Source organism: Kluyvera sp. EC_51, from assembly GCF_019584505.1.
GTDB classification, from domain to species: Bacteria; Pseudomonadota; Gammaproteobacteria; order Enterobacterales; family Enterobacteriaceae; genus Kluyvera; species Kluyvera sichuanensis.
Genome location: NZ_VDAG01000035.1, coordinates 96,827 through 119,211, shown reverse-complemented (window position 1 = coordinate 119,211; position 22,385 = coordinate 96,827). Strand labels below are relative to the sequence as shown.

At 55.3% G+C, this 22,385-nt stretch carries 24 protein-coding genes; 12 read left to right on the top strand and 12 right to left on the bottom strand.

Features of this window, described 5'->3' with window-relative positions:
* Positions 1-48 precede the first annotated feature (48 nt).
* Positions 49-324, bottom strand: coding sequence for a DUF1471 domain-containing protein (locus FHC49_RS09520; protein ID WP_185669112.1), 276 nt, complete (start codon positions 322-324; stop codon positions 49-51).
* A 340-nt stretch (positions 325-664) separates the two neighbouring features.
* Between FHC49_RS09520 and rpsF the strand changes: the two genes are divergently transcribed.
* The 5 genes from rpsF (at position 665) to FHC49_RS09495 (ending at position 3,176) form a co-directional block, all read left to right on the top strand.
* Entirely contained in the window at positions 665-1,060 is a 396-nt protein-coding gene (rpsF, locus tag FHC49_RS09515) for a 30S ribosomal protein S6 (protein WP_035893279.1), read from the top strand.
* Between the two features lie 6 nt (positions 1,061-1,066).
* Positions 1,067-1,381, top strand: coding sequence for a primosomal replication protein N (gene priB / locus FHC49_RS09510; protein WP_062776065.1), 315 nt, complete (start codon positions 1,067-1,069; stop codon positions 1,379-1,381).
* A gap of 4 nt (positions 1,382-1,385) precedes the next feature.
* Positions 1,386-1,613: a 30S ribosomal protein S18 gene (rpsR, locus tag FHC49_RS09505; protein ID WP_002210155.1), complete on the top strand. Its 228-nt coding sequence runs from the start codon at positions 1,386-1,388 to the stop codon at positions 1,611-1,613.
* Between the two features lie 39 nt (positions 1,614-1,652).
* Positions 1,653-2,102 (top strand): 50S ribosomal protein L9, encoded by a 450-nt coding sequence (gene rplI / locus FHC49_RS09500; RefSeq protein ID WP_035893274.1) that lies wholly within the window; start codon positions 1,653-1,655, stop codon positions 2,100-2,102.
* A 147-nt stretch (positions 2,103-2,249) separates the two neighbouring features.
* Positions 2,250-3,176, top strand: a complete 927-nt coding sequence (locus FHC49_RS09495) for a DMT family transporter (protein ID WP_220439637.1) — start codon at positions 2,250-2,252, stop codon at positions 3,174-3,176.
* A 52-nt stretch (positions 3,177-3,228) separates the two neighbouring features.
* On the opposite strand, the gene FHC49_RS09490 is transcribed toward FHC49_RS09495, so the two are convergent.
* Positions 3,229-3,870 (bottom strand): LysM-like peptidoglycan-binding domain-containing protein, encoded by a 642-nt coding sequence (locus tag FHC49_RS09490; protein WP_185669114.1) that lies wholly within the window; start codon positions 3,868-3,870, stop codon positions 3,229-3,231.
* Between the two features lie 210 nt (positions 3,871-4,080).
* Between FHC49_RS09490 and fklB the strand changes: the two genes are divergently transcribed.
* From fklB to nudI, 3 genes are all read left to right on the top strand, one after another.
* Entirely contained in the window at positions 4,081-4,701 is a 621-nt protein-coding gene (gene fklB / locus FHC49_RS09485; RefSeq protein ID WP_220439636.1) for an FKBP-type peptidyl-prolyl cis-trans isomerase, read from the top strand.
* Positions 4,702-5,003: 302 nt separating this feature from the next.
* Complete coding sequence (cycA, locus tag FHC49_RS09480; protein WP_185669115.1) at positions 5,004-6,410, top strand: D-serine/D-alanine/glycine transporter; 1,407 nt, start codon at positions 5,004-5,006, stop codon at positions 6,408-6,410.
* 220 nt (positions 6,411-6,630) lie between these two features.
* Complete coding sequence (gene nudI, locus FHC49_RS09475) at positions 6,631-7,056, top strand: nucleoside triphosphatase NudI (RefSeq protein WP_220439635.1); 426 nt, start codon at positions 6,631-6,633, stop codon at positions 7,054-7,056.
* Between the two features lie 38 nt (positions 7,057-7,094).
* Here the strand turns inward: nudI and ytfE are convergent, their stop codons facing one another.
* The gene (ytfE, locus tag FHC49_RS09470) at positions 7,095-7,757 is read right to left on the bottom strand and encodes an iron-sulfur cluster repair protein YtfE (protein ID WP_185669117.1); all 663 of its coding nucleotides are present in this window, start codon (positions 7,755-7,757) and stop codon (positions 7,095-7,097) included.
* Between the two features lie 231 nt (positions 7,758-7,988).
* Between ytfE and FHC49_RS09465 the strand changes: the two genes are divergently transcribed.
* Positions 7,989-9,638: a methyl-accepting chemotaxis protein gene (locus tag FHC49_RS09465; protein ID WP_185669118.1), complete on the top strand. Its 1,650-nt coding sequence runs from the start codon at positions 7,989-7,991 to the stop codon at positions 9,636-9,638.
* Positions 9,639-9,641: 3 nt separating this feature from the next.
* On the opposite strand, the gene FHC49_RS09460 is transcribed toward FHC49_RS09465, so the two are convergent.
* The 3 genes from FHC49_RS09460 to FHC49_RS09450 all read right to left on the bottom strand — a co-directional run bounded on the left by FHC49_RS09460 (position 9,642) and on the right by FHC49_RS09450 (position 12,438).
* Positions 9,642-10,607, bottom strand: coding sequence for a DMT family transporter (locus FHC49_RS09460; RefSeq protein ID WP_185669172.1), 966 nt, complete (start codon positions 10,605-10,607; stop codon positions 9,642-9,644).
* A 76-nt stretch (positions 10,608-10,683) separates the two neighbouring features.
* The gene (locus FHC49_RS09455) at positions 10,684-11,508 is read right to left on the bottom strand and encodes an AraC family ligand binding domain-containing protein (protein WP_220439634.1); all 825 of its coding nucleotides are present in this window, start codon (positions 11,506-11,508) and stop codon (positions 10,684-10,686) included.
* 81 nt (positions 11,509-11,589) lie between these two features.
* Positions 11,590-12,438 carry an SDR family oxidoreductase gene (locus tag FHC49_RS09450; RefSeq protein WP_220439633.1) on the bottom strand — a complete coding sequence of 283 codons (849 nt, stop codon included), beginning with the start codon at positions 12,436-12,438 and terminating at the stop codon, positions 11,590-11,592.
* Between the two features lie 84 nt (positions 12,439-12,522).
* On the opposite strand from FHC49_RS09450, the gene FHC49_RS09445 reads away from it, so the two are divergent.
* On the top strand, positions 12,523-12,909 hold the full coding sequence (locus FHC49_RS09445; protein ID WP_220439632.1) for a helix-turn-helix domain-containing protein: 387 nt from the start codon (positions 12,523-12,525) through the stop codon (positions 12,907-12,909).
* Positions 12,910-12,977: 68 nt separating this feature from the next.
* Here the strand turns inward: FHC49_RS09445 and FHC49_RS09440 are convergent, their stop codons facing one another.
* On the bottom strand, positions 12,978-14,921 hold the full coding sequence (locus FHC49_RS09440) for a bifunctional 2',3'-cyclic-nucleotide 2'-phosphodiesterase/3'-nucleotidase (RefSeq protein ID WP_220439631.1): 1,944 nt from the start codon (positions 14,919-14,921) through the stop codon (positions 12,978-12,980).
* 212 nt (positions 14,922-15,133) lie between these two features.
* On the opposite strand from FHC49_RS09440, the gene cysQ reads away from it, so the two are divergent.
* Positions 15,134-15,880, top strand: coding sequence for a 3'(2'),5'-bisphosphate nucleotidase CysQ (cysQ, locus tag FHC49_RS09435; protein WP_220439630.1), 747 nt, complete (start codon positions 15,134-15,136; stop codon positions 15,878-15,880).
* On the opposite strand, the gene FHC49_RS09430 is transcribed toward cysQ, so the two are convergent.
* Positions 15,877-16,431 carry a YtfJ family protein gene (locus FHC49_RS09430; protein WP_185669124.1) on the bottom strand — a complete coding sequence of 185 codons (555 nt, stop codon included), beginning with the start codon at positions 16,429-16,431 and terminating at the stop codon, positions 15,877-15,879. The genes cysQ and FHC49_RS09430 overlap by 4 nt on opposite strands.
* Positions 16,432-16,752: 321 nt before the next feature.
* Between FHC49_RS09430 and FHC49_RS09425 the strand changes: the two genes are divergently transcribed.
* Positions 16,753-16,959 (top strand): DUF1107 domain-containing protein, encoded by a 207-nt coding sequence (locus FHC49_RS09425; protein ID WP_035893246.1) that lies wholly within the window; start codon positions 16,753-16,755, stop codon positions 16,957-16,959.
* A 70-nt stretch (positions 16,960-17,029) separates the two neighbouring features.
* Here the strand turns inward: FHC49_RS09425 and FHC49_RS09420 are convergent, their stop codons facing one another.
* The 4 genes from FHC49_RS09420 to FHC49_RS09405 all read right to left on the bottom strand — a co-directional run bounded on the left by FHC49_RS09420 (position 17,030) and on the right by FHC49_RS09405 (position 22,384).
* The gene (locus FHC49_RS09420; protein ID WP_185669125.1) at positions 17,030-18,373 is read right to left on the bottom strand and encodes a hemolysin family protein; all 1,344 of its coding nucleotides are present in this window, start codon (positions 18,371-18,373) and stop codon (positions 17,030-17,032) included.
* A gap of 275 nt (positions 18,374-18,648) precedes the next feature.
* The gene (locus tag FHC49_RS09415) at positions 18,649-20,193 is read right to left on the bottom strand and encodes an MFS transporter (RefSeq protein WP_220439629.1); all 1,545 of its coding nucleotides are present in this window, start codon (positions 20,191-20,193) and stop codon (positions 18,649-18,651) included.
* A 91-nt stretch (positions 20,194-20,284) separates the two neighbouring features.
* Complete coding sequence (locus tag FHC49_RS09410; RefSeq protein WP_220439628.1) at positions 20,285-21,304, bottom strand: Gfo/Idh/MocA family protein; 1,020 nt, start codon at positions 21,302-21,304, stop codon at positions 20,285-20,287.
* 12 nt (positions 21,305-21,316) lie between these two features.
* Entirely contained in the window at positions 21,317-22,384 is a 1,068-nt protein-coding gene (locus FHC49_RS09405) for a Gfo/Idh/MocA family protein (protein ID WP_220439627.1), read from the bottom strand.
* Position 22,385 lies beyond the last annotated feature (1 nt).

Genomic DNA, 22,385 nt, shown 5'->3' with positions numbered 1-22,385 from the left:
GCAGGCGTTCTTCGCCCTCAGTGCGGGGGCGAAGAACGAAGCACGGGATTAGCGATACAGCGCAGCGCTCGCGTGGATCAAACCGTTGCTTCCGGGCTCATGTATCAGGATGGGCTGAAAATATTTCGCCCCCTGAGCATCGCTCTCCTGACTGAGCGCCTGGTCGGCCTCTTGCTCAGTGGCGATATTATGGTTGATATAGATAACCCCCAGGCTCTGAACATCGTCCATGTTACGTGCCTGATGGCCATCGATCTTAATGGCAGCCTGTGCGCTGGCGCTTGCCAGTAACACAGCCATTGCGGCAATGACGATAGATTTCATACTCGACTCCTTACTGACAGTCCTGGCGCTAACGCGGGGGCTCTCCTCTTGCTGTGGTTGACTACTGACTTAATTGTAATCGGTCTTTGGCAAGTGTATGGCGACCTTTTCTGATGCTGTTGTTCAAAAAATTGCCGCATTCGGGGCTGTTTAATTTTAAATCACTGACTTAGGTCGACTTTGCGTTTTGTGTGAATTTTTTGCGCAATCAGCTTGAGTTTCCCGGGGCTGGCAAGTATTATTACGCGTCATTTTTCAGCCGACCTTTAACACGTTCCTTGCCTCCATGGGCCTCGGCTGACCCAGACAGGAGGCTGAATAATCCGTAAGGAGCAATTCGATGCGTCATTACGAAATCGTTTTTATGGTCCATCCTGACCAGAGCGAACAGGTTCCGGGTATGATCGAGCGCTACACTGGTGCAATCACTGCAGCAGAAGGCACGATCCACCGTCTGGAAGACTGGGGCCGCCGTCAGCTGGCTTACCCGATCAACAAACTGCACAAAGCTCACTACGTTCTGCTGAACGTTGAAGCGCCGCAGGAAGTGATCGATGAGCTGGAAACTAACTTCCGCTTCAACGATGCCGTTATCCGCAGCATGGTTATGCGTACTAAGCACGCTGTTACCGAAGCGTCTCCGATGGTTAAAGCGAAAGACGAGCGTCGTGAACGTCGCGATGATTTCGCAAACGAAACCTCAGATGATGCTGAAGCTGGGGATTCTGAAGAGTAATTTCTGATGACCAATCGTCTGGTGTTATCCGGCACAGTGTGCAGAACACCGCTTCGCAAGGTCAGCCCATCAGGAATTCCTCATTGCCAGTTCGTGCTTGAGCATCGTTCTGTGCAGGAGGAAGCCGGTTTTCACCGGCAGGCGTGGTGCCAAATGCCCGTTATTATTAGCGGACACGAAAACCAGGCCATTACTCACAGTATAACGGTCGGCAGTGCAGTCACCGTTCAGGGTTTTATCTGTTGCCACAAAGCAAAGAATGGCCTGAGCAAAATGGTTCTGCATGCCGAGCAGATTGAATTGATAGATTCTGGAGACTAGCCATATGGCACGTTATTTCCGTCGTCGCAAGTTCTGCCGTTTCACCGCGGAAGGCGTTGTTGAGATCGATTACAAAGACATCGCAACGTTGAAAAACTACATTACCGAAAGCGGTAAAATTGTCCCGAGCCGTATCACCGGTACTCGTGCAAAATACCAGCGTCAGCTGGCTCGCTGCATCAAGCGCGCTCGCTACCTGTCCCTGCTGCCGTATACCGATCGTCATCAGTAATCGGCCGCCGTCTATTAACGACTTTAAGAGGATAAGGTAATGCAAGTTATTCTGCTTGATAAAGTAGCAAACCTGGGCACCCTGGGTGATCAAGTTAACGTTAAAGCGGGCTACGCTCGTAACTTCCTGGTACCACAGGGCAAAGCTGTTCCTGCTACCAAGAAAAACGTTGAATTCTTCGAAGCACGTCGTGCAGAACTGGAAGCCAAACTGGCTGACGTTCTGGGCGCTGCAGAAGCTCGTGCTGCACAGATCGTAGCACTGGAATCAGTAACCATCGCGTCTAAAGCAGGCGACGAAGGTAAACTGTTCGGTTCCATCGGTACTCGCGACATCGCTGATGCAGTTACTGCAGCTGGCGTTAAAGTTGCGAAGAGCGAAGTTCGCCTGCCGAACGGCGTTCTGCGTACTGTTGGCGAGCACGAAGTGGACTTCCAGGTTCACAGCGAAGTATTCGCTAAAGTTATCATCAACGTTGTTGCTGCTTAATCAGCAACCCACGTTTTGGTAACAACAAACCGCCGGCCTTGTGCCGGCGTTTTGCTTTTTAGACCTCCCCACTTTTCGACTGGCTATCTTTCATCCTTTTCGCGATAATCAAAAAATTAAAACAATATTTTAATTTTTGGTGAAAGAATGGAAACTCTGCGCCAGTATCCTCTGTTTTCCCGTAAAAACATCGTCTATCTCTGTGCTGCATTCTGCTGTTTGCTGTGGGGAAGTGCCTACCCGGCGATTAAGAGCGGGTATGAGCTGTTTCAGATCGCCGCCGATGATATCCCGACTAAAATCGTCTTTGCCGGCTACCGTTTCCTGTTTGCCGGGCTGATACTGCTTCTGCTGGCGATGGCGCAGCGCAAGCCGGTGGCGCGCCTGAGCGCACGGCAGTTCGGTCAGCTGACCCTGCTAGGGCTGACGCAGACTTCGCTGCAGTACATCTTCTTCTACATCGGCCTTGCTTTCACCACCGGGGTGAAAGGGTCAATCATGAACGCCACCGGCACCTTCTTTAGCGTGCTGCTGGCGCACTTTATCTACCAGAACGACCGACTGAGCTATAACAAGACGCTGGGCTGTATTCTCGGCTTTGCCGGGGTGATGGCGGTGAACTTCAATAGCGGGCTGCTGGACTTCAACTTTAGCCTGGGCGATGGCTCGGTGGTGCTGGCGGCGTTTATCCTGTCGGCAGCGTCGCTGTACGGAAAACGCATCTCCCAAACGGTAGACCCGACGGTGATGACCGGCTACCAGCTGGCGTTGGGTGGCCTGGCGCTGGTGGTCGGCGGCTATCTGAGCGGCGGCACGCTGACCTTCCACGGTTTCTCATCGGTGGCGATTCTTGGCTATCTGACGCTGCTCTCGTCGGTCGCCTTTGCGCTGTGGAGCATTCTACTCAAGTACAACCGCGTGGGAATGATTGCGCCGTTTAACTTCCTGATCCCGGTATCGGGCTCGGTGCTGTCGGCGATTTTCCTCGGGGAAAATATTCTCGAGTGGAAATACGCGCTGGCGCTGGTGCTGGTCTGTTCGGGGATTTGGTGGGTCAATAAAGTTAAAAAGTAGCCCGGCCGGGCGAAGCGACGCCGGGGAGACTCGGCGTCGCGATCAAGACGTGTTAACGCGCGCGAATAAAGCTGCCGTCCGGCTGGCGGGTAAACAGCACCTGACCGTTGTCGGACTCAATGGTTAACCCGGTTACCACGCCGTTGGCGTTCTTACGAATCTGTACCTTCTGACCATTCTTTAAATTGCTAAGCGGTTTACCCGTACCTTCGACCTGCGCCATGGCATATACGTCCGTTGGTGGCAGATTGTTGTCACGGAACAGCTGCGCCAGCGTTTTACCGGCTTCTACCTGATAGGTATGCCATTCGTTGCTGCTGCGGCTCTCCTGATACGGCTGAGTGCGCGACGGCGCAGCCTGCTGTTCGCTCGGCTGCTCTTCCTGCACCGGTTCCGGCGCGACAGGGGCAACCTGATCGAGATCGTTAGATGGCGTCACCAACTGAGCGTGCAATGGCTGGGCGTCCGGCTGCGGCGTTTGCGACTGCGACTGGAAATCCAGCTGAGCGGAACGCGTGACCTGCGCCGGTGGGCTGTCGTCAGCGGAAGGCAGCAGGAAGCCGACAATAATAGCCAGTGCAGCAACAATCACGCCGCGACGGTGGGCAGGCGGCAGCGGGTCCAGGATGCGAAGATCGTCCGGCGCGTGCCAGATTTTCACCAGCAAAGGTTTTATTTCAAATCTCCCGGGCATGGCTCTCCTCCTGCTCCGTGTCGATGCTATCCAGTATAGATGGCTAACTGCCTGATGAACGTGGCAAAGCGCATTATCATCATATCCTATAGGGCATCTGAATGGTTTCTTTTTCCCGGGAATTTGTCATCTTTCCTGACACAAAGTTTTACCCTGTGCGGCGTGGCTGCTATGCTGCCCGCTACTTTATACCCGAAGAAAGGAAAGACGATGGCCACCCCGACTTTTGACACTATTGAAGCACAGGCAAGCTACGGTATCGGCCTGCAGGTAGGGCAGCAGCTGAGCGAGTCCGGTTTGCAGGGTTTACTGCCGGAAGCACTGGTTGCCGGTATCGCTGATGCGCTGGAAGGCAAACAGCCTGCCGTGCCGGTAGACGTTGTTCATCGTGCGCTGCGTGAAATCCACGAACGTGCTGATGCCGTGCGTCGTGAACGTTTTGCGGCGATGGCCGAAGACGGCGTGAAATATCTGGAAGAAAACCGTGAGAAAGAAGGCGTAAACAGCACCGAATCCGGCCTGCAGTTCCGCGTTCTGACCCAAGGCGAAGGCGCAATCCCAGCGCGTACCGATCACGTTCGCGTGCACTATACCGGTAAGCTGATTGACGGCACCGTATTCGACAGCTCCGTCGCGCGCGGCGAGCCAGCTGAATTCCCGGTTAACGGCGTTATCGCTGGCTGGATTGAAGCGCTGACCCTGATGCCGGTTGGCTCTAAGTGGGAACTGACCATCCCTCATAACCTGGCCTACGGCGAGCGCGGTGCGGGTGCTTCCATCCCTCCGTTCAGCACCCTGGTCTTCGAAGTCGAGTTACTGGAAATCCTGTAATCCTCGCACTTATCCTCTCTCCGTCCGGGGAGGGGATACAAACTCCTGAAGTTAGATATATGTTGGGATTTAATCTTGCAAATACAGCAATTGCGTGTATTTTTGTGAGCTGTTTCCCATAGGTGAGGTGATATAACACTCACTTTAAACATAAAATTAACATTATATTTAAATCATAGTATTCATCCCTCCGATTCTTACCTAATATCGAGACATCCTATAGATAGGATCGTCTTGCATGACGACATAAAGGGCCAGTAGAGCCCGCACAACACAGACAGAAACAACAGGAAGAAAAATACATGGTTGATCAGATCAAAGTCGCTGCTGCCGCTGAGCAGGAGCCGGCTGAACAATCGCTACGGCGAAACCTCACAAACCGACATATTCAGCTAATTGCCATCGGCGGCGCCATCGGTACCGGGCTGTTTATGGGATCGGGCAAAACTATCAGTCTCGCTGGGCCATCGATCATCTTCGTTTATATGATCATCGGCTTTATGCTTTTCTTCGTGATGCGTGCGATGGGCGAGCTGCTGCTCTCCAACCTTGAGTACAAATCGTTCAGCGACTTTGCCGCTGACCTGCTTGGCCCATGGGCTGGGTATTTTACCGGCTGGACCTACTGGTTCTGCTGGGTGGTGACAGGGATGGCGGACGTCGTCGCCATCACCGCCTACGCGCAGTTCTGGTTCCCCGGACTCTCTGACTGGGTGGCCTCGCTGGCGGTGGTAGTCCTGCTGCTGAGCCTGAACCTCGCCACCGTGAAGATGTTCGGTGAGATGGAGTTCTGGTTTGCGATGATCAAAATCGTCGCCATCGTGGCGCTGATTATCGTCGGCCTGGTGATGGTGCTGATGCACTTCAAATCACCGACCGGCGTAGAAGCGTCGTTCGCTCACCTGTGGAACGACGGTGGCTGGTTCCCGAAAGGCATCAGCGGCTTCTTTGCGGGCTTCCAGATAGCCGTCTTCGCTTTCGTGGGGATTGAACTGGTCGGTACCACCGCGGCGGAAACCAAAGATCCTGAGAAATCCCTGCCACGCGCGATTAACTCCATTCCAATCCGTATCATCATGTTCTACGTGTTTGCGCTGATTGTGATTATGTCCGTGACCCCGTGGAGCTCGGTTGTACCAAACAAGAGCCCGTTCGTTGAGCTGTTCATGCTGGTCGGCCTGCCGGCGGCGGCGAGCATCATCAACTTCGTGGTGCTGACTTCAGCGACCTCTTCTGCCAACAGCGGCGTGTTTTCTACCAGCCGTATGCTGTTCGGCCTGGCGCAGGACGGCGTGGCACCAAGCCTGTTCGCCAAGCTCTCTAAGCGTGCGGTACCGGCAAAAGGGCTGACCTTCTCCTGTATCTGCCTGCTGGGCGGCGTGGTGATGCTGATGGTGAACCCAAGCGTGATCGCGGCCTTCACCATGATCACCACCGTGTCGGCGATTCTGTTTATGTTCGTCTGGACGATTATCCTGTGCTCTTACCTGGTATACCGTAAGCAGCGTCCACACCTGCATGAAAAATCCATCTACAAAATGCCGCTGGGCAAGGTGATGTGCTGGGTCTGCATGGCGTTCTTCGCCTTCGTTCTGGTGCTGCTGACCCTGGAAGCGGACACCCGCGAAGCGCTGATGGTGACGCCAATCTGGTTCATCGTGCTGGGGCTGGGTTGGATGTTCCTGCGTAAGAACAAGCTGGCTAAGTAAGCGAATTTCGCCCCTCACCCCGACCCTCTCCCCAGAGGGTCGAGGGGAAAAACCGCACCGAACGGTCCCCTCTCCCCTTTGGGGAGAGGGTTAGGGTGAGGGGGAAGCAACACAAAGCGCCCATCGTGGCGCTTTCTTTGTTTTTGAGCCCCGCCTCGTAGTCCCCCTTTTCTTAACGTGCTACTTTCCCCGCCACAAACGAAAAGCGTATGGAGATGAAATGCGTCAGAGAACGATTGTCTGCCCGGTGATTCAAAACGAGGGCGAATACCTGCTGTGTAAAATGGCCGATGACCGTGGTGTTTTCCCCGGGCAGTGGGCGATTTCCGGCGGTGGTATGGAGCCAGGCGAAACCATGGAAGAAGCGCTGAGACGCGAGATTGGTGAAGAGCTGGGAGAGGCGCTGGAGATTACTGAGGTGAAGCCGTGGACCTTCCGTGATGACGTGCGGGTAAAAACCTACGCCGATGGAACGACCGAGCAGATCTACATGATTTATCTCATCTTCGACTGCGTGAGCGCCAACCGGGATATTACTTTCAACGAGGAGTTTCAGGAGGTCGCGTGGGTGAAACCCGAAGCGCTGGCCAGTATGGACCTTAACGTGGCGACGCGGGAAACCTTCCGCCAGAAAGGACTGCTGTAATAGAAAACGCCTCCCGCAAGGGGAGGCGCGTAGTCATCTTATTCGCCTTTGAGCGCGCGTGGGAACAGCACGTTATTCTCGAGACTGATGTGCTCCATCAGGTCATCGATCATCTCGTTGATGCCGTTGTACATCGCCTTCCAGGTGGTGCAGGCTTCCGGTGGAATAGTGACGTTCTGGGTGGTGTGCTTGATCACTTCCAGCAGTTCACCTGCCTCGTCATGCTCGCTTTCCATCACGCTGATTGGCCCCATCGCCTGGCTGCCCATGCCTTGTTTGATCATCGGGAACAGAATCTGCTCCTCTTTCATCATGTGGCTGGAAAGCTCCTGATGCAGCATGGTCAGGTATTTCGCCAGGCCTTTTGGCACGTTCGGTTTGTCGGCGTGCACACGTTCGACTTTGGTGGCTTGCAGAATCAGCTCTGGCAGCTGTTCGCGGTGACGGTCATGGTAACGCACGATGATGTGGTCGATGATTTCGGCCAGCGGTGCTACGCGCCAATCTTTTTCCACCGGCTGCTCGGCCAGTTTTGCCAGCTCAGCTTCAATCACGGCAACGTCGAGCTCTTTGCGGTCCGCCGCACGGGCCAGCGTCTGCTTACCGCCGCAGCAGTAATCCATATCGTATTTACGGAACAGCGCGGATGCGCGTGGGATGGAGAGCGCCAGCTCGCCTAATGGTTGGTCGCGAAAGGCCATTGCAGTTACCTCGTCATCAATAATATAAGATGTATTTTAAATGCATCTTTAAGTTGAGGATATACCCCTTTGTAGGGAGGGGGAATTCAGTGATGGTTGTCACAAAAATTTATTACGCTTTAACGTGCTGAATCTTATTGAGAATGACGCTGGTAAGACCTGAATCGATTAAACAAGCGCGTGGCGCTGCCGATAGTGAGACTTCAGACCAGCTGCACTTAAAGGCAAAAGATGTTTAAAAGAATAAAAGTGATTACCGTCCTGATTGTCGTACTGGTCGCGCTGGGCGCGATGCAGCTGATTTCGGCGGGCGTGTTTGTACGCGCGCTGAATAACGACAAGCAGAATTTTACCGTCTCACAGCTCTCCAGCCAGAACGTGGCGGAGTTTACCGATGCATGGATTAGCCTCAACCAGGCGCGCGTGACCCTTAACCGCGGCATGCTGCGTCTGCAGGGTACCATGGCGAGCAGCGTTAACGGCGGCGAACTGAAAACGCTGGTGGATACGGCCAACAATCTGCTGGCCGATGCGAAACGTCATTACGACACCTATTACGCTTTACCGGAAACACCGGGCATGGACGGCCACCTGTCAGACAGCCTTGAGAAACAGTACGGCATCTACTCCGCAACGCTCGCCCGCATGAATGAACTGCTGGCGGAAGGTAAGCTGGAAGAGATGTTCAAGCAAAACGCTGAGCAAAAACAGCAGGCGATGCAGGCGGTGTATCAGGACTGGCGTGCGGCGCAGGCAACGCTGACCAGCGCCGGGGTGAAACAAAATGAGAGCGACTACGTGCGGATTTTGTGGAGCCTTGGGGTCATGCTGGCAGTGGCGCTGGCGGTTATTGTGGTGAGCTGGGTGGCGATGCAGCGCGTGCTGCTCAAGCCGCTGCATAAGGTGATGGATCACATTCGTCACATTGCCGAAGGCGACCTGACCAACGATATTAATACCGAAGGCAGCAACGAAATGGCGCTGCTGGCGCGTAACGTCAACGACATGCAGCAGTCGCTGGCGAAGACCGTCGGCGTAGTGCGTGAAGGCGCTGACACCATCTACACCGGCGCTGGTGAGATTTCTGCTGGCAGTAACGATCTCTCTTCCCGTACCGAACAGCAGGCGGCCTCGCTGGAACAGACCGCTGCCAGCATGGAACAGCTGACCGCGACGGTGAAGCAGAACGCCGATAACGCGCGTCAGGCTACCCAGCTGGCGCAGAACGCGTCTGAAACCGCGCAGAAGGGCGGTAACGTCGTCGACGGCGTGGTGCGTACGATGGACGAGATTGCCGCCAGCTCCAGCAAAATCGCTCAGATCACCAACGTCATTGATGGCATTGCCTTCCAGACCAACATTCTGGCGCTGAACGCGGCGGTAGAAGCGGCGCGAGCTGGAGAGCAGGGTCGCGGCTTTGCCGTGGTTGCCGGTGAAGTGCGTACGCTGGCGCAGCGCAGCGCGCAGGCCGCGAAAGAGATTAAAGGGCTGATTGATGACTCGGGCAACCGCGTCAGCGCCGGCTCTGCGCTGGTGCACGAAGCGGGTGAAACGATGGCGGAGATCGTCAACGCCGTCACTCGCGTCAGCGACATCATGGGTGAAATCGCTTCCGCCTCTGATGAGCAAAGCCGCGGTATTGACCAGGTGGGTCAGGCTGTCGCTGAGATGGACCGCGTTACTCAGCAGAACGCCTCGCTGGTGGAAGAGTCCGCCAGCGCCGCATCAGCGCTGGAAGAGCAGGCGGCGCGCCTGAATGAGACGGTGGCGGTCTTTAAAATCTCCCGCCAGCAGTCGATGCAGAAAGCGCCGATGAAAAAAGCCTTCGTGCCAACGGCGAAAGCTGCGCCGCTCAACGAAGCGAACTGGGAAACCTTCTAAGCCTCAGACCTCAGAGACCGGCACCACCGCCGGTTTCTGCGGTTTTGACCGCACCGCAATCACCACGCCTATCACCAGCAGCGCAATCCCGCTCAACGTTAGCATCGGTGGCATTTCCTGGCGCAGCAGGAAGGTGTACAGCAGCCCCGCCAGCGTTTCAAAGACAATCAACGGCCCAAGGATCACCGTCGGCAGCCGTTGGCTCGCCACGTTCCAGCACAGCGCTCCCACCCACGAACAGAGCACGGCGATGGCAATCATCAACCCAATAAACACCGTTGGCCGTGGGCCGAAAGGCAGCGCAAACTCCGGCGTCTGGGCGTTCAACCACAGACAGGCCGCGACGTATCCGATAACGGAAACCGGCAGCGTGACCAGCGCCTGCGCGGTGGCCCACATCAGCGGCGGCTGGTGCGGATTCTCCCGCAGCCAGCGGGCGTTACGCAGGGCATACCACGCCCAGCACACCACCGACACGCTCGCCAGCGCAATCCCGGAGCCGTAGCGCCAGCCGCTGAAATCCGGCAGCCCCTGACGCAGCTCGGCGATATTCACGCACAGCAGGCCGATGCCAATCAGCACCAGCGCGGGCATCAGCCGCATCCACGACAGCTTACCGTCGCGCTGACTATAGAGCAGGTTGGCGAAAATCGGGATCACCACCGGCAAGGTAGCAATGATCATTGTTGAAACCGGCGCCCCGGTGCGCTGAATGGCGCTGGCAAGACAGACGTAATAGATAAGGTTACCGACCATCGTCAGCCCCAGTGCCGTCCACCAGTCCTGGCGCGTAAGCTGACGCAGACGCGCCCGGCCCAGCCATGCCAGCGGCAGGGCAATCAGCCCCAGCGCCAGATAGCGCCCCATCGACTGCAATACCGCCGGGTAATCCGGCACGATTAACGGCCCGACAAAAATAAGCCCCCACATCAAACCCGCTAACAGGGCATACAGCACACCGCTAATCATCATGATTTCCACTTCTGTTGAACATGCTGAAAAGTGTAGGAGGGGAAAGCAGCGCCGTATTGTATGAGATTGCTGATTAGCGACGGACAACCTGTTTTTGGTAGCGCACCGGCGTAATGCCGTAGCGCTGGGTAAAGGCGCGGGTGAGGTGCGACTGATCGGTCAGCCCGGTTGCGGCGGCAACCTCAGCGGCGGGCATGCCGTGGGTCAGAAACTCTTTGGCGCGCCATAAACGTACGGCCATCAGCATCTGGTGCGGCGTGACGTGGAAATGGGCTTTGAACTGGCGTTGGAAGTGCCATGGGCTCAGCGCCGCGACGTTCGCCAGCTCGTCGAGGGTAATCGGGTGCATGTAGTTGTCGTAGAGATAGTCGCGCACGTGGGCAAAGCGGTGCGCCCCTTCAGCCAGCACCGGCGCATGGCAGGCCAGCGGCTGGAAGGTGTCGATCATATCCAGCAGCAGCCCTTTTTGCGCGAGCGGGTCGTCGGTATGCCAGAGGGCGTGGATCTGACGGCCAATCAACAGCGAGCGCTGCGGGTCGTGGCGGGTGACATCATCAAACCACCAGTGGCGAACGCCGGTGACCTCTTCAAGCAGATCGGGCTGGAGGTAAATCATCCGGTAGCGCCAGCCGTCGGCGGTTTCTGCCTCGCCGGTGTGCAGTTCGTCCGGGTTCATGGTGACGACCGAGTGAATTGGCGCAACGTGCTGGGTACCGCGATAGCGAAAGCGCTCGGCACCGGCTTCAATCACGCCAATGCCAAAGGCTTCGTGGGTGTGGGGTTCAAAGGCGTAGCGGGAGATATGGGCATGATAAAGCTCAACGCCCGGCACCTGCGCCAGATGGCGAAAGCGGGCGCTGTCTTTCTCATCGCTGAACTGTTCTGGTACGCCTTGCACGTGATGTTTCCCCCTGGACCATTCTTTTATTATCAGAGATGGCCCGCGGGGGCGCTACCACATTTAACCGATTTTTAACGATTACAGGATGCCTTTGACGCTCTGTGCAAGCGGTGTGGTGGGGCGACCAATCAGTTTGCTCAGGGTATGGCTGTCGTCGAACAGGCCGCCTTTGGAGGCCCCAACGTCAGAGTCCGCCAGCATGTCAGCCAAACCCGCAGGCAGGCCCACGCTTTTGAGCGCGGCGGCGAAATCGGCCTGGCTCAGGTTCTGATACACCACTTTTTTACCGCTCTGTTTTGCCAGTTCGGCGGCCAGTTCACTCAGCGTCCAGCCGTGGTCCCCTGCCAGTTCGTATACCTTCCCGGCGTGACCTTCTTCAGCGATAACACGCGCGGCGGCAGCGGCGTAGTCTTCACGGGTGGCCGAGGCGATTTTTCCTTCACCGGCTGCGCCAATAAACACGCCGTGCTCCAGCGCAGGGGGTGCGCTCGCCAGATAGTTTTCGGTGTACCAGCCGTTACGCAGCAGCGCGTAAGGAATGCCGGAGTCGGCCAGCATTTTCTCGGTTTCGACGTGTTCAACGTGCAGGCCCAGCGGCGATTTATCGGCGTGCAGCAGGCTGGTGTAGGCGATGAACTTCACGCCCGCCGCTTTGGCGGCGTTGATGATATTGCGGTGCTGCGGCGCGCGCTGGCCGACTTCGCTGGAGGAGATAATCAGCAGCTTATCCACGCCCTGAAGGGCTTTGGTCAGCGCCGCTTCGTCGCCGTAATCGGCCTGACGAACGACGATACCTTTCTGGCTCAGCGCTTCGGCCTTCGCCGGGTTGCGGACGACGGCAACCAGTTGGCTGGCGGCAGTGGTGTTGAGCAGGTTAGCAATGACGTGCTGGCCAAGCTGGCCGGTGGCTCCGGTAATGGCGATCATGGGTCTTCTCCTTCGTGTTCGTATGGTGTTGTGGTAAGCTATCACCATAACTAACTTTTAGTAAGTACGTACAAAAAGGTAAGTATGAAAGAAATAAATCCAACGCTGACGCAAAAGTTGCGTAACGGCAATCTGTTTGCCGAAAGCTGCCCATCACGGGACGTGCTCAAACACGTGACCAGCCGTTGGGGCGTGCTGATTCTGGTGGCGCTGCGCGAAGGCACGCATCGCTTTAGCGACCTGCGTCGCAAGATGGGGGGAGTGAGCGAAAAAATGCTCGCCCAGTCGCTGCAGGCGCTCGAGCAGGACGGTTTTATCAACCGTATCTCCTACCCGGTGGTGCCGCCGCACGTTGAGTATAGCCTGACGCCGCTGGGTGAAGAGGTGAGTGAGAAGGTGGCGGCACTGGCGGATTGGATTGAGGTGAATTTGCCGGTGGTGATGGCGCAGCAGATCCCGGCGTCGGCGTAAACGCCTCGGCCGGGCTACATGCCATCGTAGCCCGGCCGAGCGCAGCGACGCCGGGAAGTGCGCAGGACTTACTTACTCAAATCCAACTGATAAATCGCAAACCCAATCTCATCCGTCGCTACCTGCTTCATCGGATACTGCGCTTTCTCTTTGATAAACGCCGCCGCTTTTTCTGACGGCGAGGTTTCAAAGCGGATATCCAGTTTGGTGTCGCTGTGAATCGGGGCCAGGCGCCAGTTGTTGTCCGCCGCCGGGTGAATTTCCCCGTTGTTCTTCGACTGTTCGCTGATCCACGCCGCCAGCACCGAACGGTTTTCATCCGGTGAAGCGAAAGCGATATGGCTGTCGCCGGTGCCGGCGAACTTGCCGCCGTAGGCGCGGTAGTTGTTGGTCGCGACGAGGAACGTGGCGTTCGGGTCAATCGGCTTGCCGTTAAAGGTCAGGTTCTTGATGCGCTCGGATGTCGGGTTGATGCTCTGGCATTCGCCGTCGTAGCGTGCCGGTTGGGTCACATCAACCTGATAATCGACACCGTCGATAACGTCGAAGTTGTAGGTACGGAAACCGTCCCAGTTAATCAACGACTGCGGCTTGCTGTTGTGCGGGTCAATCTGGTTGAACTGCCCGGCGGAGCACTCCAGCCACTCTTTCACCTCTTTGCCGCTGGCTTTCACCACCACCAGGGTGTTCGGGTAGAGATAGAGGTCGGCGGCATTACGGAAGGTGAGCTGGCCTTTTTCTACTTCGACGTAGCTTGCCGGATCGTTCTTACGTCCACCGACTTTGAACGGCGCGGCAGCAGAAAGCACCGGCAGTTTTGCCAGATCCGGGTCGCCCTGAATAAAGTGCTCAACGTAGGCTTTTTGCGCCATGTTCACCACCTGCACGGTCGGGTCGTCCTGCACCAGCGACAGGTAGCTGTACATATTGTCGGAAGACTTGCCGATAGGCTTGCTGACAAACTCGCGGGTGGCATCGTGATCGGCCTTCAGTGCATCAACCAACTTGTGGTCTTCTGCCGCCAGCGATTTCTTCGCTGCCGCATCGTAAATCGGGCGTGCCTGCGCCTGTGCGGAAGCTACCTGCCATTTGCCGCTGTCGTTGTTCAGCACCAGGTCAACTACGCCCAGATGGTCGCCCCACATTCCCGGCATTACCGCGGGAATGCCGTTAAGCGTGCCTTTGGCAATATCCGCCCCTTTGATGCTGGCGAAGTCTTTGCTCGGGAACACCGCGTGCGCGTGGCCAAACATAATGGCATCGACGCCCGGCACCTGGCTTAAGTAATAGACGGAGTTCTCCGCCATCGCCTGATACGGGTCAGCGGAGAGGCCGGAGTGGGCAATTACCACCACCACGTCTGCGCCGTTGGCGCGCATCTCGGGCACGTATTGACGCGCGGTTTCGGTGATGTCGTTCACCGTCACTTTGCCGCTCAAATTGGCTTTATCCCAGGTCATGATCTGCGGTGGCACAAAGCCGATATAGCCAATCTTCAGCGTCTGCTTGTGACCGTCTTTATCGACCACCTCAGTTTCTTTAATCAGATACGGCGTAAACAGCGGCTTTTTGGTCTTAACGTCGATGATATTGGCATTAACGTACGGGAATTTAGCGCCTGCCAGTGCTTTATGCAGGTAATCCAGACCGTAGTTGAATTCGTGGTTACCGAGGTTACCGACGCTGTAATCGAGCAGGTTCATGGCTTTATAAACCGGGTGCACATCACCCTGTTTCAGCCCTTTGGCCGCCATGTAATCGCCCATCGGGCTGCCCTGGATAACGTCACCGTTATCGACCAGTACGCTGTTTTTTACTTCATCACGAGCCGCGTTAATCAGGCTCGCGGTGCGCACCAGCCCGAATTTTTCGGTGGCGGTATCTTTGTAGTAATCAAAATCCATCATATTGCTGTGCAAATCAGTGGTTTCCATAATGCGGAGATCCACCGTTGCGGCATTTACGCTGGCAGCAATCAACGTCGCCAGAAGCGTTGCGCTAAACTTGATCATCAGAGGCATCCTTTTTTTAGATCTGAGACACAGATTTAAATGTATTTGTATTCTGTTACTTACGAGGATGTGAATCATGCCAGAAATGCGTGACAGGAAATCGGCAGCGGTTCACAGATATCCGGGACGATGATGGGAATAGCAGAATTAACGGCGATGCGATATAAATAAAACAATAAGTTAACGCCACTGTAATCTCAACGAGGTGGAGAATGTTAGAACAAGTCTGTCAGCTTGCGCGTGACGCAGGCGATGCCATTATGCAGGTGTACGACGGGAAGCTGCCGTTGGACGTCACCAGCAAGCAGGATGATTCGCCGGTTACGGCCGCCGATATCGCCGCGCACCATGTGATTATCAAAGGGCTGAAGGCACTGACGCCGGACGTGCCCATTCTCTCAGAAGAGGACCCACCGGGCTGGGACGTACGCCAGCACTGGCAGCGTTACTGGCTGGTGGATCCGCTTGACGGCACCAAAGAGTTCATCAAGCGCAACGGCGAGTTCACGGTCAATATCGCGCTGATTGAAAACGGCAAGGCGGTGCTGGGCGTGGTGTTCGCACCGGTACTCAAGGTGATGTACAGCGCGGAAAACGGCAAGGCGTGGAAAGAAGAGTGCGGCGTGCGTAAGCAGATTCAGGTGCGCGACGCGAACCCGCCGAAGGTCGTGGTGAGCCGTTCTCACTATGCCAACGATGACGAGCTGAAAGAGTATCTGCAGCAGTTGGGCGAGCACGATACCGCATCTATCGGCTCATCGCTGAAGTTCTGCCTGGTGGCGGAAGGCGAAGCGCAGCTTTACCCGCGCTTCGGGCCAACCAACATCTGGGATACCGCCGCAGGGCACGCGGTGGCCGCTGCAGCCGGTGCTCACGTCAACGACTGGCAGGGGAAAACGCTGGATTACACCCCGCGTGAATCGTTCCTGAACCCCGGCTTCCGGGTCTCTATTTTTTAATTGAGTAGCTTATGCAGCAGGGCAACCACCTGCTGCACTTCTTCCTGCGTCAGCGCCCCATCTTTGGCCCACTGAACCCGCCCCTCTTTGTCCAGCACCACAATGGCAGAACTGCCTTCATCCAGTTGCCAGGCTTTGCGCACCACTCCATCGCTGTCGACGATAAACTGTGACCACGGATAGAGCTTTTTATTGCTCTCAATACTGCTGCGCACGAACATCGACGAGCCAGGGATCGCGTCGTCCGTATTCACAATTGTGGTGGTCTGGTAACGGTCGTGCGGTAAATTCGCCGCTTTAATCGCCTCGACGAGTGTCGCATTTTTCTCTTTTGCCGATGAACGCCCGGCAATATGTTGCACCACTCTCACTTTTCCAGGCAGCTGCGCGCTATTCCAGTTTTTATAACTAAACTTATCGTTATCGAGAATCAGTTCGCCGCGATCCGCCACGCCAACCGGCGAAACACGTTGTCCATTTGTAAAGTTATGCGCGGCAGCCATTAACGGCATTAACAGGCATGAAACCGCCAGCAGGGTACGTAGGGTCATGGTTTTTCCTTTTTATATGCAGGTGATCCGACCACTTGGCCGATAGCTTTAATCATATGTGCGATCTATGGTTTTTTCCCGCAAAGGTGGTGCCAGTTTGTGGAGGAACGCACACAATCTCACGAAATCGAAGGCTTATACTGTGTTCGTCGTATAGCTGAAAAGAAAGTTCTGAATTATTGTAATAAAAAGGTAAATAAGGTCCTCTAAGATAGAGGACCTCTGTTGTTATGGACTATAGTTAACAAGTACTTCACTTTGCGCCCCGGAGCGTTGAGCCAAATGTGGACAACAAGGGCGTAGTACTTGCAGGAGATTAGAATGAAAATTTTCCAACGCTACAACCCGTTTCAGGTAGCCAAATACGTTAAGACCCTGTTCCGTGGACGGTTGTACATCAAGGACGTTGGCGCTTTTGAATTTGATAAGGGCAAAATTCTTATCCCAAAAGTCAGAGACATTCAGCACCTTTCTGTGATGTCTGAAGTTAACCGCCACGTGTTACGCCTACAGACAGACATGGCGTAATCAGAACACGATGCGGCAGAATTAAAAACGGCTCCCAATGGGAGCCGTTGATGTTTCTGGCACTCGCGTTTTATGCGGTGCGCTGTTCGCTTTCAATGATATCGGCCTGTTTCGGCACCAGCACCGTTGGCTTGTTATCAATGCGCGTCACTAGCAACTGGTCGATGCGGTAGTTATCAATATCCACCACCTCAAACTTGTAGCCGGAGAACTTCACCGCATCGGTGCGTTTCGGGATTTTACGCAGCATAAACATCATAAAGCCGCCGATGGTTTCGTAGTTGTCCGACTGCGGGAAATCGTCGATATCCAGCACGCGCATCACGTCATCAATTGGCGTACCGCCATCAATCAGCCAGGAGTTTTCGTCACGGGCGACGATCTGCTCTTCAAGCCCCTGGCCGACCAGGTCGCCCATCAGCGTGGTCATCACGTCGTTAAGGGTGATGATCCCCACGACCAGCGCGTATTCGTTCATGATAACCGCGAAGTCTTCGCCGGCGGTTTTGAAGCTTTCCAGCGCTTCAGAGAGGGTGAGGGTGTCCGGCACGATCAGCGTATTGCGGATCTGCACGCCGCTGTTCAGCGCCATGCTCTGGTTAGCCAGCACGCGGTTCAGCAGGTCTTTAGAGTCGACGTAGCCAATGATGTGGTCAATGTCTTCGTTACACACCAGGAACTTGGAGTGCGGGTGTTCGGCGACTTTGTTTTTCAGACTCTGTTCGTCTTCGTGCAGATCGAACCAGATAACGTTTTCGCGCGGGGTCATCGACGACGGCACGGTACGAGATTCCAGCTCGAACACGTTTTCAATCAGCTCGTGCTCCTGCTTACGCAGTACGCCAGCCAGCGCACCGGCTTCCACCACCGCGTAGATATCGTCGGAAGTAATGTCATCTTTACGCACCATCGGCAGCTTGAAGATGCGGAAGATGATGTTGGCCATGCCGTTGAAGAACCACACCAGCGGCCGGAAGACCGCCAGGCAGAAGCGCATCGGGTTGATGATACGCAGAGCCACGGCTTCAGGCGCAATCATACCGATGCGTTTCGGGGTTAAATCCGCGAACAGGATAAACATTCCGGTCACCAGCGAGAAGGAGAGAATAAAGCTCAACTGCTCGGAGAGTTCCGCTGACATATATTGGGAGAACAAGGAGTTGAACGCGGGGGAGAAAGCTGCGTCGCCGACGATACCGCCGAGAATGGCAACGGCGTTAAGGCCGATTTGCACCACGGTAAAGAACATACCGGGGTTTTCCTGCATTTTTATAACACGTAGGGCGTTGGTATTGCCTTCATCAGAAAGCAGTTTCAGTTTGATCTTGCGTGATGCCGCAAGTGAGATCTCAGAGATTGAGAAGAACGCACTTACAGCGATCAGACAGAGTATGATTAATATACTGTTTAACATATCTTATCCAGCCCGTCGGGCCAGATCCTCGGAAGGGGAAGTTTATAAATCCGTGTGGAATACACATTGAAAACCGCCCCGTAGGTGATGGGGCGACAATTTCAGCGGTTAGTATAGCGTAAAGCACTGTAAAGCCGCCAGAGGTCACATTTTATGTGATTGAGGTTGGGGGACTTGAACGGTAGGCCGGATAAAGCGTTGACGCCGCCATCCGGCGATATACGCGGGTTTTGCCGGATGGCGCTTTGCTTATCCGGCCTACGGTGTGACTGAGATTATCCGCTGGTCGCGAGCGATTTACCTTTCTCGTGCCCTTGCTGCTTTGCGTCCCACACCTCGTTATAGCCATACCCCGTCAGCGCCATAATCACCTCGCGCGTCTCCTGGTCGCAGTCCTCCGCATTTCCCCCTAGCTTCCGTCGCGCCACCTCTTTGATCAGCAGGCTGTGCGTCTTTTGCGTCAGCTTAAAGCGGTAAGTCATGTAGAAGCTGATGGCCAGCATCCCGGCGGTGGCGAACACCATCAGGCCGATGATGGCGTGCAGGGCGCTGGCAGGCTGTGCGCCGCCGCCTTTCACGAAGCCGCTCTCTTCCAGCACGATGCCAATCAGCATAATCGCCAGCGCCACGGTGCTTTTACGCGTTAGTACCATCACGCCTGCGAAGATCCCTTCACGGCGCTGGCGGGTGACAATTTCATCGACGTCAGGAATAAAGCTATAGATGTTCCAGGGAATGTAATATAGCCCGGCCTTCGCCAGCCCCAGCAGCACAAACACGGCGGAAAACAGCAGCGTCGGTACCTGCAAATTACCGATATAAACGATAAACAGAAACGCAAGCACCACCATTATGCTGCCGTACGAGAGCCTCAGCGCTGCCGAAGGCGTGAGGTTAAATTTATTCATCAGCATCATAAAGCCGAACGTGCCGGGAATCGAAACAAAAGCGGCAATGCTTAATAGCCCGGAAACCATTTCGGTATCGTGATGCAAGGCGTAAACCACGTAATAGGTGAATACCGAACCAAAAATATCCATCGCGGTAAATGAGCAGATGTAAATGATAATATGCTGGCGAAATATTCTGATTTTGAATGAGGAAATAAGATCGATAACCAGATACTTTAAATGGTTTAAAAGACCACTGCTGCGGTGATTATCCGGCTGAAATTCATACTCTTCGCGAACATCTTTCGCTTCCCAGGTACAAGCCCAGGTGGTAAATACGGCGATGCAATAGATGGTCGCAAAAACAATCCCGGTTAACGTGTAAGTGAATGAATTATCTTTTCCGGTGTATTGCATAATAATACCCGGCACGGATACCGCCAGGAAACCGCCAAGGGCAGAGCACATCATGCGCACGCCAGAGAGACGCGTACGCTCGCTGAAGCGGTTGGTCATTTCGGCGGACAGGGTTTCCCACGGCACCAGAACCATCGCGGAAAGCAGTTCAATAGAGAGGTAGGTACCCAGGTAGTACCAGTAGTTCATGTCGGTAATCCACACCAGCGCGTAGAGAAACATCAGCGGGGAGCTTATCAACAGGAAGAAGCGGCGACGGCCAAATCTGCGGCCAAGCCAGGTATTACCAAAGTTATCCGTGATATAGCCCATTACCGGACTTAAAATCGCATCAATAATACGAGCAATGGCAAATATTGACCCGGCTTCTAAAACGCTCAGGCCACAATAGGTGGTGTAAAAGAATAAAAGCCAGGTTCCTATAACGGCAAATGCGCCGCCGCCAAATAAATCTGTTACGCCGTAGCCGATAGCGGTGCCATAGCCAACGCGGCGTTCGGTTGGTTTAACCATAATATTATTATTCCTGTACTGGTAGGGTGTCAGTGCAGAGTTACCCCTGCACCTTATATTATTGACAGCAGGAAAAATCGGATGACGATCGCTAGTTTATATTCACCCATTTCCTCAATAGTGACGAGTGGTAAATAGCATTAACCATCTGTAATGATTTGGCCGCCTCAGCAATATCGCAGAAGTCTGCAGAGGCGGGATCGTTTAATGCCTGATAAAAGTGGAGAATGGCCAGTCGGTGGCCGATTCCCCAGTAGCTTTTGCCGATGCCATCGGGCGCGGCATCGCTGGCAAGCTGCGTACGTTTGTCGTCGCTGAACTGCCACAACACGTTGTCCGTCAGGCGCAGCATTCCCCGTTCAAACTCCAGTTCCAGCAGCAGCGGCGAGTCGCTGATATGACTGTTGCTGGCGTAAAACAGCCCGCGTGCGCCGTTGTGACAGCGCAGGGTGACCATCGCGCTATCTTCCGTTTCAATCTCGTCGGCAAGCCAGGCACTGTCGACGACCCCCTTCAGGCTCTTGACCCCCTCGCCAAACCATTGCATCAAATCCAGTGTGTGAATCGCCTGATTAATCAACAAGCTGCCGCCTTCGGTGGCAAAGCTACCGCGCCACGGGCTGGCGGCATAGTAATCCCCGGAGCGCGACCAGGTGAGCACCGCTTTGATGGCACGCAGGCTGCCCAACGTACCGTCGGTGATACAGCGCTGAATGGCTAAGCTGGTGGGGTTCAGGCGGTTCTGGTAGCAGACGCCCACGCGACGCTGGTGGCGCGTCGCTGCCGCCTGAATCTCGTTGACCTCCTGCGGGTTCATCACTACCGGTTTTTCGCAGAAAACCTGTTTCCCTGCCGCCAGCGCGGCAAGGATCATCGGTTTATGCAGGTAGTGCGGCGTGCAGATATGCACCACGTCAATGGCGTCATCCAGCAGCATCTCGCGATAGTCCTGATAAAAATGACAGCCATAGTCGGCCGCAAGCTCGCTTCCTTTGGCGCTATCAATATCAACAATCGCGCGCAGGACAACGCCCGGCACATGGCGCAGCGCGTCTACGTGGCAGGTATGGATGGCGCCGCAGCCGATAATGGCCGCATGACGTGTTTTCATTTCGGCCTCCTGTTATTCCACCGCGTTCGCCAGCATCTGCGCCTTTACGCAAAGCTCGGCCGCTTTAAAGGTGTGCGCCTGGGTCATGGCGTTTTCGGTGCGGTTCAGGCAGTCCCGAATCAGCTCGCCGAAATAAGGGAAGCCCACTTTGCCTGCCACCGGATAGCGGAACTCGCCCTCTTTGTTGACCAGGTAGACCACGTCCTGCTCGCCGTGAGTGATATCGACGTACTTACGGATTTCGATATAGCCCTCGGTGCCGAGCAGCGTTAAGCGGCCGTCGCCCCAGCTGGAAAGGCCATCTGGTGTGAACCAGTCGCAGCGGAAGTAGCCGGTGGCGCCGTTGTCGCCCGCCAGCATGGCATCGCCGAAATCTTCAAACTGCGGATACTGTGGATGGTTCACGTTGCGAACCTGGCTTGCCACGATGTGCGCATCGCTGTTGCCGGTATAAAACAGGAACTGCTCAATCTGGTGGCTACCGATGTCACAAAGAATGCCGCCGAAGAATTCTTTTTCGTAGAACCAGTCCGGGCGACCGGTGCCTTCACGGTGTGGGCCGACGCCCAGCGTCTGCATCACGCGGCCAATCGCGCCTTCGGCCACCAGTTGCCCGGCAAAGACCGCGCTTTCCACGTGCAGGCGCTCGCTGTAGTACACCGCGTATTTGCGCCCGGTTTCTGCCACTTTGCGCTTCGCGGCTTCAAGCTGCGCCAGCGTGGTCAGCGGGGCTTTATCGGTGAAGTAGTCTTTCCCAGCGTCCATCACTTTCAGCCCCAGCGCACAGCGCTCGGACGGAATCGCCGCTCCGGCAACGAGCTGGACGCTGCTGTCGTTTAAAATCGTTTCCAGCGTCGGCGCAACCTGTGCCTGCGGGTACTGCTGCACAAACTTATCAACCTTCGCCGGGTCCGGATCATAAACCCATTTCAGCGTCGCACCGGCTTCAATCAGACCGTTACACATCCCGTAGATATGGCCGTGGTCTAACGCCGCCGCCGCAATAATAAACTCGCCCTCGCCAACAACCGGCTGTGGTTTGCCCACCGGGGCGTAGTTCATACCGTCTTTAATGCTCATG

Coding starts and splice junctions, on each gene's coding strand:
- FHC49_RS09520 (WP_185669112.1), bottom strand. CDS start 324: ATGAAATCTATCGTCATTGCCGCAATGGCTGTGTTACTGGCAAGCGCC.
- rpsF (WP_035893279.1), top strand. CDS start 665: ATGCGTCATTACGAAATCGTTTTTATGGTCCATCCTGACCAGAGCGAA.
- priB (WP_062776065.1), top strand. CDS start 1,067: ATGACCAATCGTCTGGTGTTATCCGGCACAGTGTGCAGAACACCGCTT.
- rpsR (WP_002210155.1), top strand. CDS start 1,386: ATGGCACGTTATTTCCGTCGTCGCAAGTTCTGCCGTTTCACCGCGGAA.
- rplI (WP_035893274.1), top strand. CDS start 1,653: ATGCAAGTTATTCTGCTTGATAAAGTAGCAAACCTGGGCACCCTGGGT.
- FHC49_RS09495 (WP_220439637.1), top strand. CDS start 2,250: ATGGAAACTCTGCGCCAGTATCCTCTGTTTTCCCGTAAAAACATCGTC.
- FHC49_RS09490 (WP_185669114.1), bottom strand. CDS start 3,870: ATGCCCGGGAGATTTGAAATAAAACCTTTGCTGGTGAAAATCTGGCAC.
- fklB (WP_220439636.1), top strand. CDS start 4,081: ATGGCCACCCCGACTTTTGACACTATTGAAGCACAGGCAAGCTACGGT.
- cycA (WP_185669115.1), top strand. CDS start 5,004: ATGGTTGATCAGATCAAAGTCGCTGCTGCCGCTGAGCAGGAGCCGGCT.
- nudI (WP_220439635.1), top strand. CDS start 6,631: ATGCGTCAGAGAACGATTGTCTGCCCGGTGATTCAAAACGAGGGCGAA.
- ytfE (WP_185669117.1), bottom strand. CDS start 7,757: ATGGCCTTTCGCGACCAACCATTAGGCGAGCTGGCGCTCTCCATCCCA.
- FHC49_RS09465 (WP_185669118.1), top strand. CDS start 7,989: ATGTTTAAAAGAATAAAAGTGATTACCGTCCTGATTGTCGTACTGGTC.
- FHC49_RS09460 (WP_185669172.1), bottom strand. CDS start 10,607: ATGATTAGCGGTGTGCTGTATGCCCTGTTAGCGGGTTTGATGTGGGGG.
- FHC49_RS09450 (WP_220439633.1), bottom strand. CDS start 12,438: ATGATCGCCATTACCGGAGCCACCGGCCAGCTTGGCCAGCACGTCATT.
- FHC49_RS09445 (WP_220439632.1), top strand. CDS start 12,523: ATGAAAGAAATAAATCCAACGCTGACGCAAAAGTTGCGTAACGGCAAT.
- FHC49_RS09440 (WP_220439631.1), bottom strand. CDS start 14,921: ATGATCAAGTTTAGCGCAACGCTTCTGGCGACGTTGATTGCTGCCAGC.
- cysQ (WP_220439630.1), top strand. CDS start 15,134: ATGTTAGAACAAGTCTGTCAGCTTGCGCGTGACGCAGGCGATGCCATT.
- FHC49_RS09430 (WP_185669124.1), bottom strand. CDS start 16,431: ATGACCCTACGTACCCTGCTGGCGGTTTCATGCCTGTTAATGCCGTTA.
- FHC49_RS09425 (WP_035893246.1), top strand. CDS start 16,753: ATGAAAATTTTCCAACGCTACAACCCGTTTCAGGTAGCCAAATACGTT.
- FHC49_RS09420 (WP_185669125.1), bottom strand. CDS start 18,373: ATGTTAAACAGTATATTAATCATACTCTGTCTGATCGCTGTAAGTGCG.
- FHC49_RS09415 (WP_220439629.1), bottom strand. CDS start 20,193: ATGGTTAAACCAACCGAACGCCGCGTTGGCTATGGCACCGCTATCGGC.
- FHC49_RS09410 (WP_220439628.1), bottom strand. CDS start 21,304: ATGAAAACACGTCATGCGGCCATTATCGGCTGCGGCGCCATCCATACC.
- FHC49_RS09405 (WP_220439627.1), bottom strand. CDS start 22,384: ATGAGCATTAAAGACGGTATGAACTACGCCCCGGTGGGCAAACCACAG.